The 18,660-nt window shown below is 43.6% G+C and carries 16 protein-coding genes; 13 read left to right on the top strand and 3 right to left on the bottom strand.

Annotation, left to right across the window (positions count from 1 at the left end; translation table 11 throughout):
- Positions 1 to 222 precede the first annotated feature (222 nt).
- The 8 genes from EYS00_RS11525 (at position 223) to EYS00_RS11490 (ending at position 8,550) form a co-directional block, all read left to right on the top strand.
- Positions 223 to 588 carry a response regulator gene (locus EYS00_RS11525; RefSeq protein ID WP_130636701.1) on the top strand — a complete coding sequence of 122 codons (366 nt, stop codon included), beginning with the start codon at positions 223 to 225 and terminating at the stop codon, positions 586 to 588.
- A gap of 30 nt (positions 589 to 618) precedes the next feature.
- Positions 619 to 2,586: a chemotaxis protein CheA gene (locus EYS00_RS11520; protein WP_130636700.1), complete on the top strand. Its 1,968-nt coding sequence runs from the start codon at positions 619 to 621 to the stop codon at positions 2,584 to 2,586.
- Positions 2,583 to 3,086, top strand: coding sequence for a chemotaxis protein CheW (locus EYS00_RS11515; protein WP_130636699.1), 504 nt, complete (start codon positions 2,583 to 2,585; stop codon positions 3,084 to 3,086). The genes EYS00_RS11520 and EYS00_RS11515 overlap by 4 nt, the downstream gene beginning before the upstream one ends.
- Positions 3,087 to 3,139: 53 nt before the next feature.
- The gene (locus tag EYS00_RS11510) at positions 3,140 to 5,680 is read left to right on the top strand and encodes a methyl-accepting chemotaxis protein (RefSeq protein WP_130636698.1); all 2,541 of its coding nucleotides are present in this window, start codon (positions 3,140 to 3,142) and stop codon (positions 5,678 to 5,680) included.
- Positions 5,681 to 6,520 (top strand): CheR family methyltransferase, encoded by an 840-nt coding sequence (locus EYS00_RS11505; protein ID WP_130636697.1) that lies wholly within the window; start codon positions 5,681 to 5,683, stop codon positions 6,518 to 6,520.
- A 15-nt stretch (positions 6,521 to 6,535) separates the two neighbouring features.
- A complete protein-coding gene (gene cheD, locus EYS00_RS11500) occupies positions 6,536 to 7,168 on the top strand; it encodes a chemoreceptor glutamine deamidase CheD (RefSeq protein WP_130636696.1) in 633 nt (210 codons plus the stop codon).
- Positions 7,140 to 8,198 (top strand): chemotaxis response regulator protein-glutamate methylesterase, encoded by a 1,059-nt coding sequence (locus EYS00_RS11495; RefSeq protein WP_130636695.1) that lies wholly within the window; start codon positions 7,140 to 7,142, stop codon positions 8,196 to 8,198. Before cheD ends, EYS00_RS11495 begins: the two co-directional genes overlap by 29 nt.
- Positions 8,199 to 8,298: 100 nt before the next feature.
- Positions 8,299 to 8,550, top strand: coding sequence for a hypothetical protein (locus EYS00_RS11490; protein WP_130636694.1), 252 nt, complete (start codon positions 8,299 to 8,301; stop codon positions 8,548 to 8,550).
- 81 nt (positions 8,551 to 8,631) lie between these two features.
- Here the strand turns inward: EYS00_RS11490 and EYS00_RS11485 are convergent, their stop codons facing one another.
- A complete protein-coding gene (locus EYS00_RS11485; RefSeq protein ID WP_130636693.1) occupies positions 8,632 to 9,519 on the bottom strand; it encodes a DMT family transporter in 888 nt (295 codons plus the stop codon).
- 131 nt (positions 9,520 to 9,650) lie between these two features.
- Between EYS00_RS11485 and EYS00_RS11480 the strand changes: the two genes are divergently transcribed.
- Positions 9,651 to 10,151 (top strand): HAD family hydrolase, encoded by a 501-nt coding sequence (locus EYS00_RS11480; RefSeq protein ID WP_130636692.1) that lies wholly within the window; start codon positions 9,651 to 9,653, stop codon positions 10,149 to 10,151.
- Positions 10,152 to 10,315: 164 nt separating this feature from the next.
- Here the strand turns inward: EYS00_RS11480 and EYS00_RS11475 are convergent, their stop codons facing one another.
- Entirely contained in the window at positions 10,316 to 10,507 is a 192-nt protein-coding gene (locus EYS00_RS11475; protein ID WP_130636691.1) for a hypothetical protein, read from the bottom strand.
- Positions 10,508 to 10,603: 96 nt separating this feature from the next.
- On the opposite strand from EYS00_RS11475, the gene EYS00_RS11470 reads away from it, so the two are divergent.
- From EYS00_RS11470 to EYS00_RS11455, 4 genes are all read left to right on the top strand, one after another.
- Positions 10,604 to 14,035: a response regulator gene (locus tag EYS00_RS11470; protein WP_130636690.1), complete on the top strand. Its 3,432-nt coding sequence runs from the start codon at positions 10,604 to 10,606 to the stop codon at positions 14,033 to 14,035.
- A 107-nt stretch (positions 14,036 to 14,142) separates the two neighbouring features.
- On the top strand, positions 14,143 to 14,550 hold the full coding sequence (locus EYS00_RS11465) for an AraC family transcriptional regulator (RefSeq protein ID WP_165399366.1): 408 nt from the start codon (positions 14,143 to 14,145) through the stop codon (positions 14,548 to 14,550).
- Between the two features lie 45 nt (positions 14,551 to 14,595).
- The gene (locus EYS00_RS11460) at positions 14,596 to 14,886 is read left to right on the top strand and encodes a helix-turn-helix transcriptional regulator (RefSeq protein WP_130636688.1); all 291 of its coding nucleotides are present in this window, start codon (positions 14,596 to 14,598) and stop codon (positions 14,884 to 14,886) included.
- 125 nt (positions 14,887 to 15,011) lie between these two features.
- A complete protein-coding gene (locus tag EYS00_RS11455) occupies positions 15,012 to 15,782 on the top strand; it encodes a hypothetical protein (RefSeq protein ID WP_130636687.1) in 771 nt (256 codons plus the stop codon).
- Between the two features lie 87 nt (positions 15,783 to 15,869).
- Here EYS00_RS11455 and EYS00_RS11450 read toward each other — a convergent pair whose 3' ends face one another.
- Positions 15,870 to 18,335, bottom strand: a complete 2,466-nt coding sequence (locus tag EYS00_RS11450; protein WP_130636686.1) for a tetratricopeptide repeat protein — start codon at positions 18,333 to 18,335, stop codon at positions 15,870 to 15,872.
- Positions 18,336 to 18,660: the final 325 nt, after the last annotated feature.

Raw genomic sequence — 18,660 nt, 5'->3', positions numbered from 1 at the left:
GAATGACTTGTACTCTACACAAAGCACAGCTGCGCATGCCTTCATTCGTTCGATAGGCAGTTCTCTAATTACACCCAAGTCATGCTTCAGTTCATTGTTGACCAGCTTATGCAGTGCGAGCCCTCACAGCTCGTTCCAAGGAAATGCAAACCACAACCCAGTTTCTGCAAAGTAAATACAGGATGTTTTCGTCCGACGTCGAATGATGAGGAGAAGTAAAATATGAGCAAGCATATTTTGGTAGTAGATGATTCAGTGTCGATACGACAGATGGTCGAGATGACGCTAAAGGGCGCCAATTATAGTGTTACTACTGCGCAAGACGGCCAAGAGGCACTTGAAAAGTGTCAGGTACAAAGCTTTGATTTTGTGCTTACCGATCAAAACATGCCGAGGATGGACGGTATTACGTTAGTAAAGAGTTTACGGGGGCTCGCCAATTTTGCGCGAACACCTATCGTCATGCTCACCACTGAAGCCAGTGATGATATGAAATCCAAAGGCAAAGCAGCAGGTGCCACTGGATGGATGGTAAAACCTTTTGACCCCAATAAGTTGCTCGCTATAGCTAAGAAAGTCTTAGGCTAATTAACGCATAGGTAGCACGAGGGAAGCTAAATGACTATCGATATTGACCAGTTCCACGGCGTGTTCTTTGAAGAAAGTGAGGAGCATCTCGACGACATGGAGCAATTGCTCATGTCGTTTGATGTTGATGCACCTGATGCCGAGGACCTCAATAGCATATTCAGAGCTGCGCATTCTATTAAAGGCGGCAGTGGCATTTTTGGGTTTGATGAGTTAACTCGATTAACGCATGTCATGGAGAACTTACTCGATAAGGCCCGTAACCGAGAGCTCTCATTAACGATAGACAGTGTAAACCTGCTTTTAGAAAGTATTGATGTACTCAAAGAAACGCTTAGCGCCTATCGAGAAGGTTCACCAACACCAACCGTGACTATTGATCAGCGCATTAGCCAATTGGAAAACAGCATTGGCATTGCATTGACTGAGAGTAGTAGCAACGATAGCGAAGACGGCTTCGGCTTTTTTGACGACGAGCCAACCGTAGCGCCGGTTGTTGAGACAACCTCGTGTGATGATGATGGATTTGGCTTCTTTGATGATGAACCTGTATTGCAAAACACACAGGAAGAGACCGAGAGTAAAGCCCAACCATTATCATCTACCGCCCAAGAAGACATTGATGGCTTCGGCTTTTTTGAACCTTTGAATTTCAATGAGCCAGAATCTAAAGACAAAGAAGACAAGCCTGTAGCACCAAGTGCTAAAGATAGCCCGCAAGAATACCATAAAGCTGAAGCCCCAATCACGCCGTCTGTAACGACCCGTCCATTGCAGTCGAGAAAAGAACACCCTGCTAAGCCTAAGACTAAAGATGCGGTATCGATTCGCGTTGATACCACTAAGATCGACGCCATGGTGAATTTAGTCGGTGAGTTAGTCATCACTCAGTCGATGTTGTCTATGATAGGGCAAGAAGTAGAAGGCGCTATTGCTGAACGTTTGCAACTGGCCATAGATGAACTGCAACGCAATACCCGCGAAATTCAAGAATCGGTGATGTCTATGCGGATGCTACCGCTCACATCAACCTTTAATCGCTTTCCTCGTTTGGTGCGAGATCTCGCCGCCAAACTAGATAAAAAAGTAGACTTGGTCATCAACGGTGGTAGCACTGAAATTGATAAGAGTTTAATCGAAAAGATTGTCGATCCACTCACTCACTTGGTGAGGAACAGTATTGATCATGGCATAGAAATACCCGAACAGCGCATTGCCGCAGGTAAGCCAGAAACGGGCACTATTATTCTGAGTGCCGAGCAAAAAGGTGGCAATATCATCATAGGTATTATCGATGACGGCGCGGGCCTAAACCGAGAACGTATTCTCGCAAAAGCGCGCTCTAATGGCCTTGAAGTAGCCGACGATCTGCCAGATGAACAAGTATGGCAGCTGATTTTCCAAGCGGGGTTTTCTACTGCAGAAGCCGTTACCGACGTGTCTGGTCGAGGTGTAGGTATGGATGTCGTGCGTCGCAATATTGAAAGTATTGGCGGGCGCATCGAGATTGAATCCACAAAGGGTGAGGGATCTGGTTTCTTCATCCATTTACCACTCACACTGGCCATTGTGGACGGTATGTGTGTGTCTGTTGGCAATCAGATATTTGTGATTCCATTACTCAATATCATTGAATCTTTTCAACCCACTGCATCGCAAATCAAAACCTTGGGCAACGACAGCGTTTTGCATATTCGCGATCAATATTGGCCGCTGGTTCCCCTTTACGACTACATGGACGTGGAAAACGCACAGCGGTCTCCCACCGAAGGCATTGTAGTACTGCTTGAAAGCAGTAAAAAACGCTATGGCGTGTTGGTCGACGCTCTCGTTGGTCAGCAGCAAGTAGTGATCAAAAGCTTAGAGCAACATTACCGAAAAGTGGCGGGTATTGCTGGAGCAACCATTATGGGTGACGGCAAAGTGGCGCTGATTATCGACACAGATTCCATTGCTACCACTTACACGTCTCGTCAACTAGAGGAGTTACTGTCATGAGTGACGCCGTACTACAGCAAACCGTGATTGGCGGTGAAGAGAAAGAGTATCTGAGTTTTGTGTTAGGTGACGAGCACTATGCTTTGGACATCACCACGGTCAAAGAAATTCGCGGATACGAACAAGTTACGAAAATAGCCAACGCTCCCGCCTTTATCAAAGGGGTAATTAACCTACGTGGCGACATAGTTCCCATTGTGGACTTACGCATTAAATTCAATGTGGGAGAGGCAACGTACAACGAGTTTACCATTGTCATTATGCTCAATATTCAAGAACGCATTGTAGGCATAGTTGTCGATGGAGTGTCGGATGTTATTCGACTCGCAGATGAAACCATTTTAGCCCCGCCAGAATTTGGCGTGGCCTTTGACAGCCGCTATTTGCAGGGGTTGGCGGATGTTGAAGATACCATGGTAATTTTGGTGAATATTGAACGCCTAGTTACCAGTGAGGAATTGGGGTTGGTGGCACCAGAAACGGTGACCGAAGACGCGTAACAGACTATCGATCTCAATCAACTTAGAATATTTCGGCAAGAAGGCGTAACGTCATGGGTGTGTTTACTTTTTTAAATGGCGATGAATTAAAAGCTGCTCAGCAAGCGGCACAACTTAACTCATCAATACTGGATGTGAGCTCTTCACCACTATGCGTGATGAATACCATGGGCAACATTCTTTATGCTAATCCAGCATTTTCTAGCTTTATGTCTTTGTACAGCGACGACTTTGATGCAGTAGCCTCAGGTGCGACGTTGAAGGGCGTAAATATTGATAGTGTGTTGCGGGGTCGAAAGAGTGTGGCTCGCGAACTGGTTAATGTTATCAGCGCTCAAGAAATCACTGTGACACTTGCGGTAAATATATTCTCCCTAAAAATCACGCCCCTTCGCACGACTCAAGGTATGGAAGAGGGGACATTGGTGGTGGAGTGGGCAGAAGATGCGGAACTTCGCCGTCAAGAGGGTACCGTGAACGCCATTATGCGTAGTCAGGCGGTCATCTATTTCACTCCTGAAGGCACCATTAAATCGGCCAATGACAACTTTCTGAATGCAATGGGGTATTCAGATAAAGAAGTGGTTGGCAAACACCATCGCATGTTTGTTGATAAAGCCTATGCGGCAAGCGCCGAATACCAAGAATTCTGGCGTAAGCTGCAAGATGGTGAAGTGCACAGTGGAGAATTTTGTCGAGTTACCAAATCGGGGGAAGATATTTGGATCCAAGCCTCGTACAACCCTATTTTTGATCGGGATGGCAATATTACGTCTATCGTAAAATTTGCCACCGATATCACCGAACAAAAGCGCAAAACTACCGATTTTGAAGGGCAGATCAATGCTATTGGTAAGTCTCAGGCGGTCATTGAGTTTGATTTAAACGGCAATATTCTTACGGCTAACGATAACTTCTTAGGGGCTATGGGGTACCAACTCAGCGAAGTTCAAGGGCAGCACCACAGTATATTTGTAGAGCCCGACTATAAAGCCAGTAAGGAATACGCTGAGTTCTGGCAAGATTTAAAAGCGGGTAACTACAAGACCGGTGAATTTAAACGCCTCGCCCGCGGTGGAAAAGAGATTTGGATCCAAGCCTCTTACAATCCAATTTATGACGCCAAAGGCCACCCCTACAAAGTGGTTAAGTTTGCCACTGATATTACCGAACAGAAGAAGAAAAACGCGTATTTTGAAGGTCAATTAGACGCTATCAGTAAATCGCAAGCCGTGATTGAGTTTGATGTGAACGGCATTATTCAAACCGCCAACGACAACTTTCTCGGTGCCATGGGATATACCCTCGAAGAAGTGAAAGGCAAGCATCACAGTATTTTTGTTGAACCCGCCTATAAGAACTCCACTGAATACAGCATGTTTTGGGACCAACTCCGACAAGGGGTGTATTCCAGCGGCGAGTATAAACGTTTGGATAAACAGGGTAACGCGGTGTACATACAAGCCTCGTACAACCCAATTCTTGATGAAAACGGCGTGCCCTTCCGCGTAGTAAAATATGCCAGTGATGTCACGGGGCGTACGGTGGCTGTGGAATGTATCAAAAACATCATGACCACACTGGCAAGTGGCGACTTGACTGAAAACATTGAGCAAACCCTTGATGGCGATTTTAAAGTCTTGGGTGAGTCCATCAACTCATTCATTGATGAGTTACGAGATACCATCATAAAAATTCGTTCGGCCGTTGAGACCATCGATACAGGTTCTAATGAAATTGCTACGGGCAACGCGGACCTGTCTAGCCGTACCGAGCAGCAAGCGTCTAGTTTAGAAGAAACTGCCTCGGCAATGGAGCAACTCACGGGCACGGTTAAACTCAACGCTGAAAACGCAGACCAAGCGAAAAGCTTAGCTTCACAAGCGTCTGAAGTAGCTTCAGACGGCGGAAAAGTGATTGAAGAAGTTGTGCACACCATGGGCGAGATCAACGAGTCGGCACAGCGTATCTCTGACATTATTGGTGTAATAGATGGCATAGCCTTTCAAACAAACATACTCGCGTTAAACGCAGCGGTTGAAGCTGCCAGAGCAGGGGAACAAGGCAGAGGTTTTGCCGTAGTTGCTTCCGAGGTTCGTACACTTGCTCAGCGTTCTGCAGAGGCGGCAAAAGACATTAAAGCGTTGATTTCGACCTCAGTGGAGAAAATATCTAACGGTAACACCTTGGTGAATAAGTCGGGTGAAACCATGGCTGATATAGTGACAGCCATCACGCGCGTCAACGACATTATGTCGGAAATTGCTGCTGCCTCGGCTGAACAGTCAACGGGTATTCAAGAAGTAAACAACGCCGTTGTACAAATGGATGAAATGACTCAGCAAAATGCAGCGCTGGTGGAACAAGCCGCCGCTGCTGCAGACAGTATGCGTCAACAGTCTGGACAATTAGCTCAGCGCGTGTCTTTGTTCAATGTAGGAGCCACGGAATCCAACTTTAGCGCTGCGCCGATAACCGCCCCTGTCGCGATTAAAGCAGAAAGTGCTGGCGAGATTCTTAACGGACGACGACCCAAATCAGTTAAAGCATTAAGCCCTGCAGCCCCTGACGATGCTGAATGGGAGGCCTTTTAATTGACGCTAGCCAAGGTAACGCCAGTACAAGCATCAGCAACGGAATTTGCCTACAGTAAAAATGACTTTTCTCGTGTACAAGCGTTATTGTTTGCGAAAGCGGGTATACGATTAAACGAGTCTAAAGACGCTATGGTGTACAGCCGCTTGGTAAGGCGGCTACGCGCGCTAGGTATTGACTCCTTTGACAGCTATTTGTCGCTGGTTCAGACCTCCAAAGATGAAGAAGAGCAGTTCATTAATGCGTTAACCACTAACTTAACTGCATTTTTCAGAGAGGCTCATCACTTTTCCTTGTTAAAGGCGCATCTGCGGGCTTCGCCAAATGTGAGACGAATATGGTGTGCCGCGAGTAGTACGGGGGAAGAGCCCTACTCAATCGCTATGACAGTGGCCGCCGCTTATCGAAGTTTTGATACGCCCGTGTCTATTATTGCAACCGACATCGACAGTCACGTATTAGACACCGCAGACAAAGGTATTTATTCCATAGAGCGAGCAAAGCAGCTCCCTGCAGGGTACGCCAAACAGTTTTTGTTTCGCGGTAAGGGCAGCCATGCCGGAAAGGTGAAAGTGGTAGATGAAATTCGCCGTATGGTGACTTTCATGCCCCTTAACTTAACGGCCACGCATTGGCCATTACCTCAGTCTTTTGACGTGATTTTTTGTCGCAATGTGATGATTTACTTCGAGCCAAAAACACAACGAGAAATACTGGCAAAAATGGTCAATCGCCTCACTCCTAAAGGGCTCTATTTTGCGGGGCATTCAGAGAACTTTACTATGCATACCGACTTAGTCCGGTCGGTAGGAAACACAGTGTACATACCGGTAAAGTAAGGCAGTAATCCTAGTATGAGTCAGGATGAACAACCCATTACCTATTTCGACAAACGCTTACAACGAGAAGCGGTAAAGTTGTTACCCGGGCAATATGTGGCGACGAGTTCTAACAAGGTATTGGTAACTATTTTAGGATCGTGCGTTTCTGCATGTATTTACGACCCAGAGACTAATATCGGGGGCATGAATCATTTCATGTTACCAGACTTAAACCTCGCTAGTTCTCTGGATAATTGTTTGGCGTCTAAATACGGCGTTCACGCAATGAGTATGCTCATAGAACAACTTGTTAAATTAGGGGCAAATCGCGGTCGACTTGTTGCTAAAGCGTTTGGTGGAGGCAAGGTGTTACCCGGCTTTGTGCAGCAAGACATAGGTAAAATTAACGCAGAATTTGTAGTGGCCTACTTAAAGCAGGAAAGCATTCCTTTGATAAGTAGCGATTTAATGTCGAACTACGCCCGAAAAATCTACTTTTTCCCTGAAGAGGGCAATGTGTTTATGAAGCGAATTAAAGAGTTTAATAACGCAGGGCTTTACGAACGAGAGAGCACGCACAGAGTGTTGTTAGCGCAGCAAGCGAAGGCGGGTACCTTCACATTTACGGAGACTTTAGATGCCGATAAAAGTACTGGTCGTCGATGATTCTGCGCTCATTCGGCAATTGCTCGCCAGCATCATCGACCAAGCCGATGACATGCTGTTGGTTGGCGCCGCGCAAGACGCCTACGTTGCCAAAAAAATGGTACTGGAACACGAGCCCGATGTGATCACTCTCGATATTGAAATGCCAAAGGTAGACGGCTTACGCTTTTTAGAAGTGCTAATGAAAGCCAAGCCCACACCTGTAGTGATGATATCCACACTCACACAACAAGGTGCGCAGGCCACGCTTAGGGCGTTGGAATTAGGTGCGGTAGATTTTGTACCTAAGCCAAAGTTAGATATTGCCCAAGCTTTGGCGAATTACAGCCAGTTGATCATCGATAAAATACGCATAGCCGCGCAATGTAAACCGAGATACTCAACACCAAATACGTCACCCAGCGCAACAACACGCACATCAACATTTCACTATTCAGGTACCGAAAAACTTATCGGTATCGGCGCGTCTACTGGCGGAACAGAGGCCATCAAAGAAGTGTTACTTCAGTTCCCCAGTAACGCACCTGCAACGGTTATTACCCAGCATATGCCCTCGGGATTTACCGCCACCTATGCACAGAGGCTTCATAGCTTGTGTCAAATTCGGGTAACTGAAGCGGTACACAATGAGCGACTCTTACCTGGCTCTGCATACATTGCCCCTGGCGGAAAACACTTACGGGTAGTGCGAAGCGGAGCCGATTATATAGCGTCGTTGGGTGACGATGAGCGGGAGTCTGGGCATCGCCCGTCAGTCGACGTAATGTTTAAATCTCTCGCAGATTGTGCGGGTGACAACGCGGTAGGCGTTCTGCTCACAGGTATGGGTAAAGACGGAGCGGCAGGGTTACTGGCGATGAAGCAACAAGGCTGTGCTACCTTTTGTCAGGACGAGGCCAGTAGTGTGATTTTTGGTATGCCAAAGGTTGCCATAGATATGGGAGCGGCAACCGAAGTATGCAGTTTGCAAAAAATTCCGCAGCGCGTCATGAAAGTAATTGAAGCAATGGGAGCAGGTTCAAGGGTATAATCCTTGCGCAGTAATTTTCATACCCGTGTATTGGGCGATGCACTAAAGCAAGGCAACGGCTGTGCTAGATTTTGAATTACTGAGTAATCGGAGCCACAACATGAATCTACGTACCCTTGTAATTAGTACCGCCATTGCAGCGTCGGTCACAGTATTACCTACTACCAAAGCTCACGCTAGTGGGTTTGAGCCAACCAGTTCGAGCTGCTTGCTAGTAGGTAAAGAGCTCAAGCGAGTCAACGACGAGCTGCGCACCACCAAATCAGATATTCAAAAATCTTGGTTGAAGCGACACCTTTCAGCATTGCGTGATAAGCGTTCGAGCTGTACGTCAAAAGGCTTCAGGGTTTAACCCCCTTTAGCATTTGTCTTAGCAGGTTTACTCACGCCTGTTCGCCTGTTTCTGGTGAGTAAACCTCGTTTTCAACAGCGCTTAGTGAAGTGGGCTGTTGTCACCAAAAAATATCAAAAGTGCCACGCCAATAAGGGCGGTAACCGACCAATACAAGGTGGCCTTCGACGCCTTTTCTCCCAATATCCAAGCCACACCCAAACTCATCAATGCGCTTGTTGCAATAAGGGTTTGCACCACTGCAGCCTTTGCATTGGCAATAGCAAACATTTGTAAGTAAATCGCGGCGGTAGTACCTAGCAAGGTAGCAATAACAAACAATCGCCACGTTCGAACAGCGCTCGTTACTTTGGGTAACCATACGGTTTTAGATATAAGCATGAGCGGCACAACAAATACCATTCCACCCACTAAACGAAACAGTGCAGCACTGGCAGCATCGATATCTCCGCTGGCTAAAATATCACGACTCATTACCGCACCTACGGCCTGACAAATGGCCGCTCCCACCGCGTACAAATAGCCCGAGGTAGCAAATACATGGGTGGTATCCCGTTTTCGTGATTTAATCACCATGTCTATGGCAAGTAGCACGACCGCAATACCTATCCATTGTTGCCAAGTGAGCCATTCGCCAATAAACGCCATAGCAAACAGCGCCGTAAAAATAGGCGCGAGTGTTTCGGCTACCAATACGGTTTGGCTGTCGCCAATAGATTGCAGGGCTCTAAAAAACAGCGTATCGCCAATACCAATGCCAATAAAACCGCTCACCAACAACACACCCAACGCATAGTGAGAATGCAAGTTAGTAGGAATAATCAGTACAACCACCGACAAAATAACAATAGAAATAGCACCCTTCCAAAAGTTCATGGAAAGGGGTGAAAACGCGTTACCGGTTTGTTGATAAAGTCGTGCGGCAATTGCCCAACAAAGCGCCGTACCTAGCGCTGCAAATACACCCATTACTCCCGCCTACAAAGGTTATAAAATAATTAGCCAAATTTAATGGCGCGAACTATAGCAATTGTACGTATAAAGCCGCGACTATTCTGAATCTTTTGTAATAACAAAGCAGTAAAAAGGCAAACAACGCTATGAATTTAGACGGGATCAAAGGGGTTATTTTCGACTTAGACGGCACCCTAGTAGAATCGCAACTTAACTTTTCAGCCATACGAGAGCAAATTGGTTGCAGCAAAAGCGAAGACATTCTTGAGTTTGTAGACAAACTCCCCGATCACGAAAAAGCACACGCCAACGCCGTTATTTTACAGCACGAAATTGCCGACGCAGAAAACGCCAAATGGTTAGACATTGGCAAACAAATGGTACAACAAGCTCAAGCCAACAACCTACCCATGGCCATTGTTACCCGCAACTGCACTCAAGCCACCAACATTAAAATACACAATAACCAAATACCCATAGACTTGGTACTGACAAGAGAAGACGCCCCAGCTAAACCTGACCCCACAGCACTGCTGCAAATAGCAGAGCAATGGCAACTACAACCAGAAGAATGCTTATATGTGGGGGATTATATTTATGACCAACAAGCAGCTGTAAATGCGGGGATGCGGTGGTTGTTGGTTTGAGGATGAGAGAGTGTTATGTCGCCTCAAAAAAATATATTGTTAACCTTACCTATCGTTAAGTGAGAGAACATCTATCGATCAAGATTAAAACATCGAAAACTATTCCAACACTGGCAGCTACTGCTTAAAACTGCCCGAGTGTATTTGGCTAGACTAGAGTGTTTTTAATAGTCTAGCGTAGTCAGTTGAGTTAGTTGTTGGTTTGATAGGCCAGAAATCGGTGGTACTTTGGGGACTTTGTAATACGTATGAATAATATCCTCTTCTATTTGTTGATTGTATGATAAATGGCCTCCAGACACTTTTATTAGCTCGTTAATTGTCAGGGGCACAAGATTGCTTCGTGTATCACTCATTAGCTTATTCCTTTTTTGTATTGGTCGAGGTTACTAAAAACGGAATAGATTATTTGACACGGAGATTTTTTCTTCTTTAAGAATAAGGACAAAGGAATGTTCTCTGTGTTAATACGGTACTCGTGGCTCACTTTCGTAGCATGTGCGTCCCTTTTCATTGCTTCATTTTCAGCTAGTGCTCAACCTAATTATCCTTTCATTGATTCAATCGATGGAAAGCCTCTAGGTTACATTACATCTATCTTGGAGTCAGAGTCTGGAGTCTTCGTTGGCTCCGAGAATGGTTTATACAGAATTCAGGGAAACGAATATAAGTTTATCGATGGTTTTGAAAAGTATCTTGATGGTGGATTCGTCTCCTCTATAGGGCAATTGGATGACGACCACATTTTAGTTTCTGTTTTCGGCGGCGGGCTATATTCTGTAAATTTTAGGACTCATTCTATTCAACCATATGAAATTTTTGGAATTCCATCGAGCCAAGTTTGGAACATTGACGTATTTGGAAATCGTTTGGCAGTTTCGACCGTTAATAATGCTTATGTTCTAGACATACAGACTAAAGAGATAGTTCTAAATCTCAATCATATAGGGGTCGAACGCTACAGCGAGATTATCAGTGTTCAACTCTCAGACGGAATGTTTTGGCTTATTGATCGAGAAAAGGCTTTATTTTCCGTAGATCTGAGTACCAGCCACCTACAAAAATATGACCCTCGTGAAACTGGATTTCATTACACTGAAATTACCTCTTTTTTAGCCGAGGATGATACAGTTTTTATTGGCTCGGATTTGGGGTTAATAAAGTTTGATAGATTGAGTAAAGAATATTCGCTCTATTCAGACAGGCCTAAGGGATATGATGATAATGAGACTAAACAGTTCCCTGTTTACCATATTAGTAGAGGACCAGATGGTAAAATCTGGGTAGGTGCTGAGAAATTATACTGGCTAAATCAACAAACTGGAGAATTTGAGGTTCCTTGGTTTGTGAATCAAAGTTTGGTGCCAGATAATATTGAGATTGTTACTCAAATACTTTATTCCCCTACCGGGTACATTTTTCTAGTCGACACCCAAAGAGGGTTACTCCGCATTCCAAACTCTGCGAAAAGTACTGTAGTCTTGAACTCTGAGCGCGTTCCTTTCGCCGGGCATATAACTTCACGGATACAGTACAAATCAGGCTATTTGATTGCTTCTGAAGGAAAGGTTTTTAGGGCAAGTGAAAGTGGGGAAGTAATTGATGTCATCAATGTGGGAGAGCCAGATAGTTACCATCTAGTCCGAACAGAAAATAGATTTTATGCGGTAAAGGGTACTGGAGAATTTTTTGAATTGTATCCTGAGCGCTCTATTGCTTTACCCCTTAAGTCTGTTGACTTGAGCTATGGTGAAAATATTTCTGGAGTAATCACATTACAAAGTGGTGAGTTAGTAATCCGTCTAGAGAGTAGTCATCGAAGTGGGTTGTTTCTAGTCGTTGAAAATGCACTCAAAAAGCTTGTAGACGGAAGTATTGCAGCGTTTGCAGCTATAGAAAATGGTGTTGTTTTCACTAAACACAGCAATGGTGTATTCATATATTCTGACGGACAGATAAAAAAGCTTAGCAGCAATGTAGATTTTTCACTCTGTGAGCTGAATTCTGTACAACTTAGCTCAAACGGTGAGAGAATTTGGATTGGCACTTCTTCCGGAATATATGAATATTCCTATCTAAACTCCTCGTTAAAGCAGTTAAATAATACTCCTCCGGGAATCATTAACTCAATTGCAGAGGTCGATTCAGGCCTTTTTGCTACAACGAGTAAAGGTCTGTTTTTCTACGATTTAAAGAAACAATCATATCATCTCATAGATGAAACCTTTGGAGTGTCAGATAGGAGCTTTGAATTTAATTCTATATTGAAAAATGAGCATAATGTTCTTGTGCTTGGAGATAAACAAACCTACGTGTTAGACGTTAAGCATTTACTTAGCAATTTCTCTGCAGTCTATGAGCACCGAGTAAATATTTCTGCAATAAGATTCTTTGACAATGAATCTCGCCAATTTGAGACTTTAAATATTTTTGGAACGAATAAATCTACCACGACCATTGCTCGAGAGCACTCTTGGATAGAAATAAATGTAAACGTAAATAAGCCGATTTATTCAGATCTATTTAAGATTGAGTACAGGTTAATCAATTATTCCGATGAATGGGTATCTCAGAGCCATTCAATAAAGGACATTGAATTCCCATCCTTAGATGCTGGACGCTATAAACTAGAGATTAGAGTGAATGTTGACGGGATCAAGGAGAGCTTCGAAAGCTCAGCAATAGAGATATTAGTTCCCGCCCCATTTTACCTGAGTATATATGCTTATATGGTATATTTTCTTTTTTCCCTTTTTCTTATCTATAGCTTTTTTAGCGGTTACTTCTTAGTTTGTTTTAGAGCAATACTAAGTTTGAGAGTGAGAAACTCAAGGAATCTGAGCCTAATTCTAAAGAGAAAAAATGATTTAACTGCTGCTATTGCAAGACATAGCAAAGTAATCGAAGGTATTTCAGAGGAACTAAAAGAACGTTCATATGAGATGCAAGTTTTAAGTAAATCGATTCATGAAGGTTCCAGCGGTGAAACACCAAATTATGACAAGTTGAGCGAAAATTTTTCGAAGCTAATTGAGTTAGTTGAAATTGTGAGCTTTCTAGATATTGAGTCTGTAGAACGCAGTGCACCAACTAAAAAAGTAAATTTCAAACGAGACACGAAAATAGAATTGGAAAAACTATCTTCATTATCAAGTGAGTTTGGCTGTTTTTTACAATATCATATCAAAGGAGATGGATTTTTCTCTTTACCTTACGGGCTACTCGAAAGTTTACTGGAGTTGCCTTTTAAAGCACTCTACCAAATGTTTCCACATTCTGAATCAATAAAGATTGACGTGAGTGCTGAGCCGAGCAAACTGGGTTTTAAATTTGTACTAACACGTTCAGATTTATCACCAAAAGCTTCTAAGGGTAAAAAATATATAAAGTTTCTCGGTAGTGATGAGGAAGAGACGTTTGGATTAGGTGTTCTAAAAGCCCTAGTTTGCTCGCATTTTGGAGACTTTAACTTGAACATATCGACCGGAAAATTAACCATCAACTACAGTATCCCAGCACAGAACGATGGTGTTGAATTAATTGATTCAGAAAATTATTTCTCTGATTTTCAAGTGGAAGAGAAATCTACAAACAAAGAAGTTGTTTTGGTTGTCCAGCAAAGTCAGTTTATCCGCTCTCATCTTTTTGATTTACTTAACGACCCCTATCAGTGTTTGACGGCCAGAACCGGTAAAGAATGTATAGATATTATTGAATCGTATAAGCCGAGCATATTTATTTTGGACAATTATCTTCCAGATATGGATGGTATAACACTTGTAAGGAAAATTAGAGGAACAACCGGGCACGAGTATACTCCTACGATTTTAATATCAGGAAAAATAATGAAGATTGGATTCAAGAAGCTATTGACGTGGGAGTGACTACCATCCTAGAAAAACCAGTCTCTGACCAAATTCTAGTTTCTAGATTGAAACATTTGTTGGATGTAAATCATTACTCTAAGATGCTTGAGGCGGCTCGGTGTAATATGAATGCTAAAACTCCTGTAAAGAGCTACCTAAACATCCCCGACTTCAACAACGAAAAAGACCTGAATTTCTATCTGAAATTTATCGCAGTACTTGAAAAGAATTATAAAGATGAGACGTTTAATAGGGCACAAGCAGCTGACCAGATGTTAATCAGCGTTAGGCAGTTAAATCGCAGATTGTCAGATCTCTTTGAATATAACTTTACTGAGTTTCTATCTCGTTTTCGTATAGACAAAGCCGTTAAGGCTCTGGAAAAAGGTGGAGCTATTATGGACCTTAGCCTCGATGTGGGCTTTGGCACACCTACCTATTTTTCCACTACGTTCAAGCGTGTTACCGGCTTACCGCCCAAGAAGTTTCAAGAGGCGTTTTTTGGTAGCCAAAGCTCTCAGAAAAAAGCGTAAACATAAACTGCTTAATACTGTGGCTATCAGTTTGCATGTTATTTCATGCAAAAAACAAACGCCCTTTTGGAATCTATCGGTAAGCTTGTGGTATCCATGCGTGCTACCACCATGGATCAAACTGAACTTGGCCAACGCGTAGGTGTTGGGCGCAATACTATTTCGTCCATCGAGAATGGCAAACCGGTTAATGCTGAAACGATATTCAACGTACTAGAGCATTTTGGGGTTATCGACGATGTGCAATTAGTTATTGAGCAAAAGCTAGAAGAGCAGCAAAGCACGCTTTCTCGTAAATCGAGGAAGGAAGGCCTACTTCTAGATAATGATTTCTAAAACAAGTTTTGTTAGAAATAGTGAGGCTTTGACAACCGTGATTGAAAATCATATCCGCACAGATGGTGCAGGTGAGGACCAATTCGTCTGCACTAAATCCTAAATTCTCGATAAAGATATAAGCAATGTCTTCACTAGCTTTTCGTTCTACATTCTTATTATTATTGGCCTTAGTGCTTGCTGCTTGTGCCATATATCCATCATACCCGATTCCAGTAAAACCCTTCAGTCTCTTCGTTATGGAGAAAAATATATTTGGAACTTACACAAGCTATAGCCAGGCTTCTTCAGGAGATAGAGAGCTACAGGAACTTGATTTTGAGACTATCAAGCAATCAACAGTGGAACATTGTGAATATCATATTGGGAAAATTAAGATTCGTGTGTATTTAGAGAAGATTGGTGAGTGTATTGGTGTAGACGTTGATTCTGAAGTAAAGCCACTTGCAAACTTCAATCTGTTGTTGGAGTTTTACTATATCAATGATGATAACTTTTATCTCAGAAATGAAATTGAGCGTGAAAATATTGTTTATATAGCGAGTACAGAGCATTTTATAGGATATTCAAACAATGACATGCAACTCTATGCTCTGGATACAAGCCTACATGAGGCATTCCACTATCTTTATATGCGCTCCACTATTGGCAAAAAAATAACTTCGGATAGAGAAGAATTCCTCGCAAACATTTACGCCTATAGCTTACTCAAGACTATGTATGCTGATGATAGTATTTTAAAAAATTACTCATATTTAAACGCTGATTCCGCCAAAACTTTCCCAAAAGAAATAGCTACATCCTTCAGTTCCGAGTTAACTTTTCTCGAATATATTAGTAAAAATGATGACTATCAAAAAGTTTATGATGAAATATTGGGCCTTATCAATCGTTAGCCTTGTTTGTAGTCAAAGTACTTAAGCGTGTCTATTTCATTTTCCAATTTTATTCTGGGAAATCGTGTATAGATGATGAACTCTTCCCTAAGAACCCTCCCTCAACTTCTCCTCAATACTCGCTTGAGTATCTAAAAACGACGGATCTTCTGGTGCTAGTGCCAGTGCTTTTTTAATCGTGGCCGTGGCTTTTTCTAGCTCATTGGCTTGCAGTTGTGCCCACGCTAGGTTGTTGAGTAATACAGGGTCAGCGTTTACGAGTTGTGTCATCGATGGGCTTTCTAACAAGGCCGCGCTTAGCTCGGGTTTTACTAACAACACCCATTGTGAAATACGTAGTCGCACGTCGTTGGCGTAGGGGATGAACTCGATGGTGTTAGTCACTGCATCGGCAAATTGCTCTAGGTCGGGTTCGGCTTGGTTTTGTTCTAGCTCGAATAAGCGATCGAGTGTGATGAGGTTAGGGCGCAGATTTAAACTGCTAATAAGTGCATTTCGTGTTGGTTCCACTTCGTCGAGTTCGTAGTGGGCGCGGGCTAGCATGTTGTAATATTTGGGCGTATTCAGGTTTTCAGAAAGTAGAGCTTGTTTGGCCTCTTCCCACTTTTGCTGGGCTAGGTAAACGGTTGCCTGAAAATAGGCTTTGCCTTCAATGGCAATGTTGTTGGTATCGGCATAGTCGAGTAGCCCGACTACCGCGTTTATGTCGCCCATTTTTTCTGAGATTGATAATGCCAACATAAGGTCGGTGGGAGTAATGGCTTTTCCAGAGTCTACAAAAGCTTTGGTCAGTCGAGAGACTTCTTGTACTCGGCCAACATTTTGGTTGAGTAACAAGGCAGCGTTAAAGTGACCAGAGTGCCAGTTGGCTTCGCCAATAATATTGTAAAGATATTCCCCTAGCGTGTTGACCTCGTTTAGTCTGAGCAGGTGCCCCACGAATATGCGCTCAAACTCGTCGCCCATCAGGGTATTTAGGTGTTCAACTTGTTCGAGTGGCAAAGATCTGCGTCTTATGTGCGCTTCTAACCAGGCCACAATAACACTGGGAATAGAGATACTGCGCTCCATCAACATGGGCTCGGTTATGGCAATGACTTGCAACCACTTTTGCTCTTGTTGTGCTTGTTGAATGTCTTGCATTAACGAGGGAATATTATTGGGGTCTAATTGCTTTGCTTCATTTAGCAAGGCTTGCGAACCAGCGATATCGCCGTCGTTAATGGCAACAATGGCAGCGGTATTTAACCAATCTACGGTTCTTCCCTCTTCTTGCTCCCAGCTTACTAGCTCTTGTTTTACAGTGTCGATGTCGCCATTGGAAAGTGCCTCACCAATGCGTTCAAATCTAGACGACGTACCTTGTGCGCCAGCCACTTGGGCCAGTTCTGCGTTGTTGCTAGCATCTGCGCGTTGCAGGCGTTGCGAACTTATACGCGAACTCTCACTGAGTGCGAGTTCAATAGCACTGGCGCTGTCTAACGTACCATTGTTGCCTATGGTTTCAGTAATGTTGGTGACTATTACCATTAATGGGTGGTCTACAGGAAGTTCGTTCTTAATGCGGCCCAGGTAATTTGCACCTAATTCCATGTTACCCAACTGGCTATTCGACAAACCAGCAATAATCAAATTAAGTACGCTTTCTAGGCCCAAAGAAATAGACGTTTGGCTAGCGGCAGCAGCTTCTAACATGTCGCCTCGTTTAAAGGCGAGCACCCCTTGAAGTTGAAGTACCATGGGAGCTTTTTGAGTTTGGGTGAGGAGCGCGTTAGTTAGCGCCGTTGCTTGCTCATCATTACCTAAGGCCAACTCTACAGATGCCAGTACGAGTTTGGCGTGCAAGTCTTCAGGTCGTGCACTTGTATATTGTACTAAGTAGTCTTTGGCTTGAGCGTATTGTTTTGTATTTTGGTAATGGCGACCTAAAGCCATGGCCACGTATTGGTAGTCGTTAATACGCGTGGCAAGTTCGGTACTTTGGTTTTGCCATAACTCATCACTTAGTAGGCCAAAGGAAGACAATTGCCCTAAGTAAATTGCTTGAATGAGTGGGTGACATTCGTTACAGCGTACTCGTCGCAATTCAGATACAACGTCGAACAATGCACCGTTGTTGTCGGCCAACTTGTTAGCAATACGCAATACAAATGCTTCAGATAAAGTAAACGGGGCCTGCTCGTGCTCCAATAATAGTTGTAGTTCAGGATAGGCGTAAGACTCGATATACGACACGACTACTTTATACCAATCAAAACCGTCTTGATTAGCGGGCGAAGACACCTTATCGAGAATCCAATTATACTGGCTGGTAGATTGTGCGTAATGGCCTTGCGAGTAGTATGCGTTGGCTAGCAAAACTCTGGCTTGAATCACTGCCGCGGCGTTTTGATCGTCAACACCTTTTTGCAGTAAAGCCTTGGCGTTAACAATAGCTAACGCATTATCGCCATTCTCTATTTGGCGTTTGACTTGCTCAGGAGTGGCGTTGTTTTCACTTTGAGAACAGCCAACGAGGAACAGCAGGGCTACAGCAAACATCAACCACTTCATGGAACAATCTCTTGGTAAAAAAGTTCAAGGTATATCCAAATTCAGACATGCGCAACTTTACATTTATTACACAAACGTAAAGAAAACTGTCTGGTTTCTTTACACTTTCAAATATCCTGTGTCGCTTAATTGTCATATATGACTGTTTTTTCGTCAATATTTTGTCGCTGGTGCATTTATTGCTTTTTAACGTCGATTTAAAAAAGTAAAGACACCTTTCATCATTCGTGAGTAACGAAGAAGTCAGCTAAAACGGAGTTAGTGATGAATAAGACCACCCTATTACTCGCAGGGCTGTTTGCCTGCACAGCAAGTGCCGAACCTG

Origin of the sequence: Alteromonas sp. KUL49, assembly GCF_006538345.1 — a bacterium.
Taxonomy (GTDB): Bacteria; Pseudomonadota; Gammaproteobacteria; order Enterobacterales; family Alteromonadaceae; genus Alteromonas.
This window is presented reverse-complemented; position numbering and strand designations above follow the sequence as displayed.